Raw genomic sequence first — 11,118 nt, 5'->3', positions numbered from 1 at the left:
CTTGCATGTATTAGGCCTGCCGCTAGCGTTCATCCTGAGCCAAGATCAAACTCTCCATTGTAAAATGTTCTACACCCCGGCGAACCGGGGCTGATGTCGAGTGCTGACCTTGCTCACATATTTGACGTTATCGTCTAATTCGTTTCGCTTGGTTTGTTTCACTGTGTTCTTCCCGAAGAAAGACCGGCAAATGAAACACTTACTATTTTGTCTGTTTCCGTCATTCAAAGAACGTGTGTTACTTCCATTTGAAGTAACAGTGCGGAGTTAGTTGTGACTCCTTATCGTTGCTATTGCAGTGCCCTATTCGATTTGGGAGTGCAAAGGTACGAGGCTTTTTCTACTTAGCAAGTTTTATTAAGAAAAGTTTTTGAAGCTTTTCAACTCGCTTTTCAAATTTTTCTGCTTCCTATCGAAGCGGGCTGCAAAGGTACGGTAGCTCTTTTCGGCTTTGCAAGCGGTTCGAAAAATAAATTCTTTCGAGGCTTTTTAAGCGCCGCAGGTGGTAGACAATTCTACGGTCTGCAGGAGTTCCAATATTTAAAAAATTTCGCTGGAGACCTTCGTTTCGCAGCGCCCCGTAGTCCGTTTGACGTTTTTGGGACTGCAAAGGTAGGAGGAGTTTTTGGAGCGGCAAGGGTGCTTTTACGAAATACCTGCAAATAGGTTGTAAGTGTCTGATTGATGCGTCGAAAAATTTGTCCGCATGATGATACTGTATAGAGACGTATCCCTGTTGAGCTAAACCAGCCTAAACACGAAGCCTAACAATTGTCGCTTTTAGCTCAACCATTGGGCAAGGCCCTGTTCATATTAATGCTCTTGTTATAAGCTCACTTATCCACTGCTTGCTTTTTCAATTGGTAGTGGAAGTGTAGTATGCTTGACTGGCAACTATAAAAAAAGCGCCGTAAGCTGTCCCCAATAGGTTCAGTTTACGGCGCTTTTCTTGGCTTACCCTTGGTAGATGTTAAGCTTTACCGTGGCTTTCTTGGCAAGAATTAGCGGTGGAGGGTGCTTACTCTATCTGGGCCCACGCTGACAATGCTAATGGGTACTTGCAGTTCCTGCTCCAGGAAATCCAGGTAGGCTTGCAGATTGGCAGGAAGTTGGGCAGCGTCTGTTATGGTAGTGAGGTCACTGTTCCAGCCCGGGAGGGTGCGGTATTCGGGGGTGATGGTGGTGAGTTCGCCGGGGTCAGGGAGTTGCGGGGTGCTTTCGCCGGTGGCGCTGCGGTAGTGAGTGCAAGCCTGGATTTCGGTGAAGGCATCGAGCACGTCGGCTTTCATCAGGTGCAGCTCGGTGACGCCGTTGAGCATGATGGCGTAGCGGAGGGCGGGCAGGTCTATCCAGCCAGTGCGGCGTGGGCGGCCGGTGGTGGAGCCGAACTCGCGGCCAGCCTGGCGAATCTGCTCCCCTACTTCGTCATGCAGCTCTGTGGGGAACGGGCCACTCCCAACACGGGTACAATAGGCTTTGGTGATACCGTATACCTTATCAATGTGCCGGGGCGCGATGCCCAAGCCGGTGCAGGCGCCTGCGGCGATGGTGCTCGAAGACGTAACGTAGGGATAAGAGCCGAAGTCGATATCCAACAAGGAACCTTGAGCGCCTTCGGCAAGAATGCGCTTGCCTTGCTTCAGCAGGTCGTTGAGCAGGTATTCGGTATCGGTGAGCTGGAGGGTGCGCAGGAAGGCGACGGCGGAGAAGAAGTCGTCTTCTAGCTCTTCAATTTCCAGCCCCTTATTATAATGGGAAGCCAGGGAAGCATGCTGGGCAACGGCTTCCTTATAACGGGTCTCGAAATCGGGCAGCAGAATGTGGCCAACGCGCAAGCCGACGCGGCCGATTTTGTCGGAATACGTGGGCCCGATGCCTTTAAGAGTACTACCAATTTTGGAGCCGCCGCGGGCTTCTTCGTTGATGCGGTCGAGGGCGCGGTGCGAGGGCAGGATGAGCTGGGCCTTCTTGGAGATGTAGAGGTTCTTAGCCCAATCCACTCCCCTATCGGTGAGCTTTTGGAGTTCGGCGCGGAAAACGATGGGGTCGAGCACGACGCCATTGCCTACAATATTGAGGATGTGCGGGTGGAAAATGCCGCTGGGCACTTGGTGCAGCACGTGCTTGATGCCATCGAAGGTGAGGGTGTGGCCGGCGTTGGGGCCGCCCTGGAAGCGTGCTACGGCATCATAGGTGGGCGCGAGTACGTCTACGATTTTGCCTTTGCCTTCATCGCCCCACTGGAGGCCTACTAATACGTCTACTGGCATTTGAAATGGGTTTGTGTCGGGCTGAACATGGGAAGGATTTGCTGCCTCCGGGCCTGCTCAGGGAATCTATTATTTAAAGAGAAAAGCTACCATTGGGTCCGTCGCAAGCTTGCGGATGGCAAATGGCAAAAAAACAGCCGCCCTATTGGACGGCTGGGATTAGTTGTTGGCGGGCGGCGGCCTCATCGGTGGCCACGGTAAAAATATTGGTGAGCTTGGTTAGCGCCAGCATTTTCTTGGGGTGGTCGGCGGGGTTGATGAGGACCATTTCACCGCCTCGGCTCCGGAATTTGGTGAGGAGCGAGACTAGGACGCCAATGCCGGTGCTGTTGATGTAGCGGACTTCGGATAAGTCGACGGCGCAGAAGTTCAGCGTTTCGCCCAAGTGGTCGTTGACGGACTTGAGAAGCTGGTCGGTATCGGGACTGCCGATGAGGTCGCCGGCGAGGCGAATAAACAGGATGCCGTTTTGAACGGAACTGGTGATGGTCATGCGGGAGAAACGGATGAGCGGGCGGCAGCCTGAGCACGGCAGTCGCCACAAATGCCGTAAAGATTTAAAGAATGGTGCAAGATATGGAAGTTCAGAAGCTCCCCCACCATGGTTTGAATGCCGTGAATACGTGGGTCGCAGAATTCCACCACTTTATGGCATTCGGTGCAAATGACGTGGTCGTGCTGACGGTAGCCGTAGCTCTTTTCATATTGAGCTAAGTTGCGGCCGAACTGATGCTTGCTCACGAGCCCTTGCTCCACCAACAAGTCGAGGGTATTATAAACCGTGGCGCGGCTCACTTGCAGGCCCCGCTCCTTCATGCCTGCGTAGAGTTCTTCCACGTCGAAGTGGCCGGAACGGGCGTAGATTTCTTCGAGGATGGCGTACCGCTCGCCGGTTTTGCGCAGGCCTTTGTTTTCGAGGTGGGCGGTGAAGAGCTTGCGCACCTCCTCCAGCTTGTCGGTATTGAGGGTGGCCTGGGAGGCGGCGCTGGGCGTGTGCTTGGCCGCGTAACCCGTTTCGGAAGAGCCGCCTACCTCCTGCCCTGCCGCTTTGGCGGATTCTGCTGGTGACTGGGGCGCCTTGCGGGTGGCTTGGGGGGAATTCACGTTATATATAAGGTATAGTTGGGCAAAGGTAGAAACTCAGGCTAGCTAAGCGCCAAAGCCCGCTTTCGGTTTTACCGTTCGAAATAAAGATGGTAATGATTGGCGCAGCCCGGGTTGAAGGCTGCCTGGCACGCGGGGCAAGTGTTGTCGCAGCTCAGATACTCAGCGATACTCAGGGTGCTTTTGCAATTGCCGCAATAGATGGCCTGAGTTGCGAATTCCGTCTTGGGCCAAACTACGGGGGCGTGGTCGGCCGCTTCTTCGTGGCACTGGATGCAGGCGTAGAAGGCCTCACAGCATTTGAACTGGATAGCGATGATGTCGCGCTCGGAATGGTAGTGGGCGCATTGGGTGCGCTCGTTTACCCCGGTGCCGTGGCAGATGATGGGGGCCGCAATTTTCACTTCAACGAATCAAACCGCTCTACCTGCAACACGCCGTGCACCTTGCTCAGGCGATGGATGAGCTTATTCAGGTGGTCGGTGTCGTTTACAAAGACCATAATCTCACCTTCGAAGATGCCGTCGTTGCTGTCCACGGTGATGGCCCGCATATTGACCTTAAGACTGGTGCTGATAATGCGGGTTACGTCGTTGACGAGGCCTACCCGGTCCGTGCCTTTGATGCGGATGCCCGCCAAGAAAGCCAGCTCCAGTTGCTCCGTCCACTTGGCGCGCACAATGCGGTTGCCGTAGTTCGACATCAAATCGACGGCGCGGGGGCAGCTGGTGCGGTGAATGATGATGCCGCTGTCGGTTTCGAACCCAAACACGTCGTCGCCGGGAATGGGATTGCAGCAGCGCGCAATGCTATAGTTGAACTTGTCGGTGTTCTCCCCCACCACGAGCATATCGGGCCGAACGCCGCGAATTTTCTGCACCTCGTGGTCGAAAGACTTGGGCTCTAGCACCGAGGCCACGCTGGCCACGGGCTTGTCGGCATTGAACAACGACTCCCGAATGGTGCGGCCATCGACTTGCCCCACGGCCAAGCGGTAGTAAAACTCCTGGGCCGTGGGCACATTGAAATAAGCCAGCAGCCGGTTGAAGCTTTCCTGCGTGAAAGGCACGCCAATCAGCTCAAGGCGCTTTTCGAGCAGCTGGCGGCCGTCCTCGGCTTTGGCCCGGCGGTCGTCGCGCAGAAAATCCTTGATTCTGGACCGCGCTTTTGTCGTGATGACGTAGTTGAGCCACTCGTTGGTGGGCCGCTGCTTGTGCGAGGTCAGGATTTCGACCTGGTCGCCGTTGTGGAGCTGGTAGCTCAGCGGCTCCAGCTTCTGGTTGACTTTGGCGCCGAGACAGTGCAGCCCAATTTGTGAGTGAATCTCGAAGGCAAAGTCCAGCGCAGTGGCCTTGTCGGGCAGAATTACGAGCTTGCCTTTGGGGGTAAAGGCGTACACCTCCTTCACGAACAGGTTCTGGCGGAATTCGTCCATGAATTCCAGTGCGCTGGAATTGTTGGACTCCAGCATCTCGCGCACCTTATTTACCCAACCTTCCAAAGAGCTTTCGGGCTGAATGCTGCCGGTGTCCTTGTATTTCCAGTGCGCAGCGTAGCCTTTTTCGGCGATGTCGTCCATGCGCCGCGAGCGGATTTGCACCTCCACCCACTGGCCCGAGCGCGACATTACGGTGGTGTGCAAGCTCTCGTAGCCGTTAGCCTTGGGCGTGGATACCCAGTCGCGCAGGCGGTCGGGGTTGGGCTGGTAGAAGTCCGTCACAATGGAGTATACCTGCCAGCAGGCGGCTTTTTCCTGCTCCGGCGGCACGTCCAGAATCACCCGGATGGCAAACAGGTCATACACCTCGTCGAAGGTGATGTTCTGCTTTTTCATCTTCTTCAGGATGGAGTAGATGCTCTTGGGCCGGCCCTTGATTTCGTACTCGAAGCCCTGCGCCTTCAGCTCATCGTCGATGGGCTGCACAAACTCCTTAATGAAGCGGTTGCGCGCGCTCTGGCTCTGGCGGACTTTCGCCTTGAGGTCGTTATAAGTTTCGGTATCGGTAAACTTGAGGTACAAATCCTCCAGCTCACTCTTTATAGTATAGAGGCCGAGGCGGTGGGCCAGCGGCGCATACAGATACAGGGTTTCCGAGGCAATCTTGAGCTGCTTGTGCCGCGGCATCGAGTCGAGCGTCCGCATGTTGTGCAGGCGGTCGGCGATTTTGATGAGGATGACGCGCACGTCTTCGCTCAGCGTGAGCAGCATTTTGCGGAAGTTCTCGGCCTGCTCGCTGGTGCCGTACTCGAATACGCCGGAAATTTTTGTGAGCCCATCAATAATGCGGGCCACTTTGGGGCCGAACTCGCGCTCGATATCCGAAATTTCCGTCGGCGTGTCCTCCACCACGTCGTGCAGCAGGGCAGCTACAATGCTCGTCGTGCCCAGCCCAATTTCCTCCACCGCAATCTGGGCCACGGCCAGCGGGTGCAGAATGTACGGCTCGCCCGACTTGCGGCGCATCTCCTTGTGCGCCTCAAGGCTCTGATTGAACGCCTTTTTGATGAGCTTGGTGTCGCCCTCTTTCAGGTAGGGCTTGGCCGTGCGCAGCAGGCGGCGGTAGTGGCGCAGGATTTCCTGGCGCTCAGCTTCGGGAGAGATAACGGGAGGCATAATAGGTAAAGTAACAAAGCAGAAGAAGAAAAGGTGGCCCGAAAATCCCCACAACGACTACTTACGCTTGGGCTTTGCGTGCAATCGTTTTAGCGAGTACCTTTGCGGGCCCGTAGCAATTGGCTGCGTGGTGCTCATATGCGGATATGGCGAAATTGGTAGACGTGCCAGACTTAGGATCTGGTGCCGCAAGGCGTGTGGGTTCGAGTCCCTCTATCCGCACTTTATTTGATGTAGGCCTTCAGTCGCATAGGCTGGAGGCTTTTTTTCAACTTTTCAACTTGGCCAGCGGAAGCCGGCTCCCCTGTTTTGAACATTACCCTCGACAAGAACGACGAGCAGCTGACCGGGCTGCTGACCGTGCATCTGACCGAAGCCGACTACGCGCCTACGGTTGACAAGCAAATCAAAGAGTACACCAAGCGCGCCCAGGTGAAGGGCTTCCGCCCCGGCATGGTGCCGGTCGGCATGGTGCGCAAGATGTACGGCAAAGGCATTCTGGCCGAGGAAATCAACAAAATGCTGGGCAAAGCGGTGGACTCCTACATCAAGGAGAACAACATCAAGCTGCTCGGCGAGCCCCTGCCGGTGCAGAGCAACGTGGATTTCGACACTGACAAGGACTTCGATTTCCAGTTTGAGCTGGGCCTGCTGCCCGACTTCGAGCTGCCCGCCGAAGGTGCCCTGCAAGTGGAGCGCCACCAGGTAACCATCGACGAGGAGACTCTGAGCCAAACCAACGAGCAGATTGCCCGTCAGTACGGCGAGACCACCAACCCCGAGGTTTCGGAGGCCGGCGACTACCTGTTCGGCAAGCTGAAGAAGGCCGATGAGGAAGGCGAAGGCCGCACGGTGCTGCTGCCCCTCAATAAGGTGACCGGCGACGTATCGCATTTCATCGGCAAGAAAGCTGGCGACGTTATCACGTTTGACTTGCAGGCCGCTTTCGGCAACGACGCGGCTTCGATTTCGAACTTCTCGGGCCTGAGCAAGGAAGAGGCTGCTGCTGCCACCGGCGACTACGTGCTGAACGTGGAGAAAGTGAACCGCACGGCGGCTCCCGAGTTCAACCAGGAGCTGTTCGATAAAGTATTCGGCCCCGAGGCGGTTTCTTCGCAAGAGGAGTTCGACGCCAAAGTGCGCGAGACCATCCAGTCGAACTACGACCGCGAGAGCGACGGCGCGCTGAACAACAGCATCGTGGAGCAGCTCGTGAACACCGTGGACATCAAGGTGCCCACCGAGTTCTTCAAGAAGTGGCTGGTGCGTGCCAACGAAGGCAAACTGACGCCCGAGAAGGTAGAAGAGCACTACAGCGACTACGAGAAGGAGCTGAAGTGGAGCATGATTCGCAACAAGGTGGTGGAAGACGCCGGCCTGAAGGTGAGCAACGAGGAAATCGTGAACCGCACCCTCGACAAAATCATGGGCCAGTTCAACATGCCCAACATGCCCGACGAAATGCGCGAGTCGATGCGCAGCTACGCCGATAGCTTCCTGAAGCAGGACAACGGCAAGAACTACGTGAGCGAGTACGAGGCCATTCTGGCAGAGAAAGTGCTCGAAAACCTCCGCGGCAAAGTTGTTGTTACGGACAAGCCCGTAACGGCCGAAGAATTCCGGACCCTGCACAGCTAAGCTTAGCCCCGCAGTTTCCTTTTTTCAAAAAGCCCTTACGGTGACGTAGGGGCTTTTTTGTTGGGGTTCCGACAACATTCCTTTACTTCGCCCGTCTTTCTTACCTCACTCGCGCACGCTTCGGCAGGCGCCTCATTTCCTTCAAATGCTGAATAAACAAGAGTTTCGCAAGTTTGCCGTTAAGCACCAGGGCCTCAGCGGGCTGGGTGTGGACCAGTATATCCAACACGTGGAAGGCCAGACGCGCGGTGGCCTCATTTTGCCCACCGGCATGACCCGCTCGGTAATCGAGGAGCGCCCCACGCGCTTCGCCGAAATCGACGTGTTTTCGCGCCTCATCATGGACCGGATTGTGTTCCTGGGCACGGCCGTAGATGATTATGTAGCCAACATCCTGACGGCCCAGATGCTGTTTCTGGAATCGGCCGATGCCAAAAAAGACATTCTGCTTTATATCAACTCGCCCGGTGGCTCGGTGTATGCCGGCCTGGGCATCTACGACACCATGCAGTACGTGAACCCCGACGTGGCCACGATTTGCACCGGCCTCGCGGCTTCGATGGGTGCCGTGTTGCTGGCCGGTGGTGCCGCCAACAAACGCTCAGCCCTCCCCCACGCCCGCGTGATGATTCACCAGCCCTCGGGCGGCGCGCAGGGTCAGTCGTCGGATATTGAAATCACGGCCCGCGAGATTCTGAAGCTAAAGAAAGAGCTGTATGACATTTTGGCCCAACACACCGGCAAGACCTACCAAGAAATCCACGACAACTCGGACCGCGACTACTGGATGCGTGCCGATGAGGCCAAGGAATACGGCCTGATTGACGAGGTGCTGGAGAAGAAGAAAGACTAATTACATATAGTGGAACTCTTCGGAGTCATTTGATAAGAAAAGCCCCTGCTGATTTGGCAGGGGCTTTTTGTTTGCCAGAATGCTTGGAATTCAGCCCAAGAAGAGCAGGTTGAGCCGACGGCGTTTAGAACTTACCCGTGAGGCCTACTTTGAGGTAGGTTTGGTCGTAGCCTAACTCGGCGAAAGCACCGAAGTTTTCGAATAGATAGTAACGCCCGCCTACAAACAGACCGTAGGCCAGGCCGGTGGAACTGTTGGTGTCCAGGCCGTTGGGGTTACTTCCTTCGAAAGACACGCCGGAATGCCGCACGCCCACGCCCACCCCACCATAGGCATCAAACTCAGGCGTGACGGGGTAGTGAAACGAGCCGCGTACGGTCATGATGACATCGGTGTATTTCCATTTATCGCCGCTGCTCAGCACGTACTTGGCACCCTGGTAACCCGCGAAGATGCCCGCGCCCAGCACGCCAGGGCCCACGGCCATCAGCCCTTTCTCATAGGACAAGCTGATGGCAGGTGATACGCTGGAGCTGCCGCCAATCACCTTCATGCCGTAGTTGTAGCGGCTGCCAACTCCGATACCCAAATTAATGGCTCGCGTGCCGACCTGAAAGGGACCAGTAGTGAAAGTGGTGGGAAGCGCGGTTTCGAGCAGCGACGGCTCCGGCTCGGATGCGGGTGCCGGCTGAGCTTTGGGTTGAGAGGCCGGCGCGGGAGTTGGTTTAGAAGCTGGTTTAGCAGTTGGCTTGGTAGCCGCGGGGCGAGGTGCCGGCTTGCGAGTGGTTTGGGCTTGGGCCCCGAGAAACGGAAGCGCGGCCACCGCCGAAGCCGCTACTAAAATGTGAAAGACGCTTTTCATAGAAGGACAAAGTAAGACGGTATGGATAGAAAAGCGCGGCGCTAGGGTGAACACTGGCGGCAGCAAATGGGCAACGCAACGGGCAACAGCCACTTTCAGGCCCTGGGTATCGGACAAATTGTTCCCAATACTGCCTTGGCATGGTTTCGGCGAGAATTAGAAAAAACTACCGGGCGGGAGGTGCGGTTGTGTTCTCAAAGCCGGTAAAATATTGGTCTTATCAGCGGCGTAGCAACCCTTAGCCCGTTGCCAGTGTCTTGATAGCGTGCTTATTGAAAATTGGATAAGTGGGCAGTCAAAAATGCTTTGCCGGTAAAAGCTGGGCCAGGCCCTGATTTTAAATAGCTCAACATCTAGGGAATACCTTATCTAAGCTTTTGAGAATGGCACCAATTTCCGCGCAACAGGCGTTGGCCTTGTTGTACCTTTGAGCCCGCTTGTTTAAAAACTAGCCTTCCCACCTACTATTCTATTCCTCTTTCCGTGGCTGAAATATCCTGTTCCTTTTGCAATAAAAGCAAGCGCGAAGTCGCTGTTATGATTTCGGGCATCAACGCCCACATCTGTGAGAAATGCGTGGGCCAGGCCCAGCACATCCTCAACGAAGAAGCCAAAGCCCAGGACGCCAGCAAGCAGCCCAAGTTCAACCTCATCAAGCCCAAGGCAATTAAGGACCACCTCGACCAGTACGTGGTGGGCCAGGACGAAGCCAAGCGCGTGATGTCGGTGGCCGTGTACAACCACTACAAGCGCCTGATGCAGAAGCCGCAGGACGACGAGGTGCAGATTGAAAAGTCCAACATCATCATGGTGGGCGAAACCGGCACCGGCAAAACCTTCCTGGCCCGCATGCTGGCCAAGATTCTGCAAGTGCCCTTCTGCATTGCCGATGCCACGGTGCTCACCGAGGCTGGCTACGTGGGCGAAGACGTGGAAAGCATCCTTACCCGCCTGCTCCAGGCAGCCGACTACAACCTCGAAGCCGCCGAGCGCGGCATCGTGTACATCGACGAAATCGACAAAATTGCCCGCAAGAGCGACAACCCCAGCATCACGCGCGACGTGAGCGGCGAGGGCGTGCAGCAGGCCTTGCTCAAGCTGTTGGAAGGCACTGCCATCAACGTGCCGCCGCAGGGTGGCCGCAAGCACCCCGAGCAAAAGATGATTTCGGTGAACACCGAGAACATCCTGTTCATCTGCGGCGGCGCCTTCTCCGGCCTCGACCGTATCATAAAGAGCCGTCTGAACACCAAGCCCATGGGCTTTGCCAAGACCAACCTCGATGACCAGGTCGACACCGAGAACTTCCTGCGCTACGTGTCGGCTCAGGATATCAAGAGCTTCGGTCTTATCCCCGAGCTCATCGGCCGCCTGCCCGTGCTCACCCACCTCAACCCGCTGGACCGCACCACGCTGCGCATGATTCTGACCGAGCCCAAGAACTCGCTCGTGCGCCAGTACAAGCGCCTGTTCGGCATGGAGAATATTGAGCTGGATTTCACCGAAGACGCCCTCGAGTACATCGTGGAGAAAGCCGACGAGTACCGCCTCGGGGCCCGCGGCCTGCGCTCCATCTGCGAGAGCATCATGACCGATGCCATGTTCGAGATGCCCTCGGAAGAAGGCGCCGACGCGCTGCTCATCAACTTAACCTACTGCCGCAGCAAGTTTGAAAAATCGACGCTGCGCCACATGCGGGCCGCGTAAGGCCACAACAAATCAACTGCTATTTCGCCTGAATTTATCAGGCAGCAAGCAAAAAGGCCCGCCAACTGGC

Annotated in this window: 9 protein-coding genes and 1 tRNA gene; 4 read left to right on the top strand and 6 right to left on the bottom strand. The window is 56.0% G+C overall.

What is annotated here, in order from left to right; all coding sequences use genetic code 11:
• Nucleotides 1-1,001: 1,001 nt before the first annotated feature.
• The 5 genes from LJ738_RS14480 to LJ738_RS14460 all read right to left on the bottom strand — a co-directional run bounded on the left by LJ738_RS14480 (nucleotide 1,002) and on the right by LJ738_RS14460 (nucleotide 5,988).
• Nucleotides 1,002-2,270, bottom strand: coding sequence for an adenylosuccinate synthase (locus LJ738_RS14480; protein ID WP_227787135.1), 1,269 nt, complete (start codon nucleotides 2,268-2,270; stop codon nucleotides 1,002-1,004).
• A 142-nt stretch (nucleotides 2,271-2,412) separates the two neighbouring features.
• A complete protein-coding gene (locus tag LJ738_RS14475) occupies nucleotides 2,413-2,763 on the bottom strand; it encodes an STAS domain-containing protein (RefSeq protein ID WP_227787134.1) in 351 nt (116 codons plus the stop codon).
• Nucleotides 2,760-3,221, bottom strand: coding sequence for a Fur family transcriptional regulator (locus tag LJ738_RS14470; RefSeq protein WP_068198527.1), 462 nt, complete (start codon nucleotides 3,219-3,221; stop codon nucleotides 2,760-2,762). The genes LJ738_RS14475 and LJ738_RS14470 overlap by 4 nt, the downstream gene beginning before the upstream one ends.
• Before the next feature lie 224 nt (nucleotides 3,222-3,445).
• Nucleotides 3,446-3,778 carry a CHY zinc finger protein gene (locus tag LJ738_RS14465; RefSeq protein WP_227787133.1) on the bottom strand — a complete coding sequence of 111 codons (333 nt, stop codon included), beginning with the start codon at nucleotides 3,776-3,778 and terminating at the stop codon, nucleotides 3,446-3,448.
• Entirely contained in the window at nucleotides 3,775-5,988 is a 2,214-nt protein-coding gene (locus LJ738_RS14460; RefSeq protein ID WP_227787132.1) for a RelA/SpoT family protein, read from the bottom strand. The genes LJ738_RS14465 and LJ738_RS14460 overlap by 4 nt, the downstream gene beginning before the upstream one ends.
• A gap of 140 nt (nucleotides 5,989-6,128) precedes the next feature.
• Here LJ738_RS14460 and LJ738_RS14455 point away from each other — a divergent pair.
• The 3 genes from LJ738_RS14455 to LJ738_RS14445 all read left to right on the top strand — a co-directional run bounded on the left by LJ738_RS14455 (nucleotide 6,129) and on the right by LJ738_RS14445 (nucleotide 8,479).
• Nucleotides 6,129-6,210 (top strand) — tRNA-Leu (locus tag LJ738_RS14455).
• An 87-nt stretch (nucleotides 6,211-6,297) separates the two neighbouring features.
• Complete coding sequence (tig, locus tag LJ738_RS14450; RefSeq protein ID WP_227787131.1) at nucleotides 6,298-7,626, top strand: trigger factor; 1,329 nt, start codon at nucleotides 6,298-6,300, stop codon at nucleotides 7,624-7,626.
• Between the two features lie 145 nt (nucleotides 7,627-7,771).
• Complete coding sequence (locus LJ738_RS14445) at nucleotides 7,772-8,479, top strand: ClpP family protease (protein ID WP_262907692.1); 708 nt, start codon at nucleotides 7,772-7,774, stop codon at nucleotides 8,477-8,479.
• 124 nt (nucleotides 8,480-8,603) lie between these two features.
• On the opposite strand, the gene LJ738_RS14440 is transcribed toward LJ738_RS14445, so the two are convergent.
• A complete protein-coding gene (locus LJ738_RS14440; protein WP_227787130.1) occupies nucleotides 8,604-9,341 on the bottom strand; it encodes an outer membrane protein in 738 nt (245 codons plus the stop codon).
• Nucleotides 9,342-9,824: 483 nt separating this feature from the next.
• On the opposite strand from LJ738_RS14440, the gene clpX reads away from it, so the two are divergent.
• Nucleotides 9,825-11,048: an ATP-dependent Clp protease ATP-binding subunit ClpX gene (gene clpX / locus LJ738_RS14435; RefSeq protein ID WP_227787129.1), complete on the top strand. Its 1,224-nt coding sequence runs from the start codon at nucleotides 9,825-9,827 to the stop codon at nucleotides 11,046-11,048.
• Nucleotides 11,049-11,118 lie beyond the last annotated feature (70 nt).

This window comes from Hymenobacter plasmatis (assembly GCF_020711255.1).
Classification (GTDB): Bacteria; Bacteroidota; Bacteroidia; order Cytophagales; family Hymenobacteraceae; genus Hymenobacter.
Note: the sequence above shows the minus strand (reverse complement) of the source record. Positions and strands in the feature narration are given on the sequence as shown.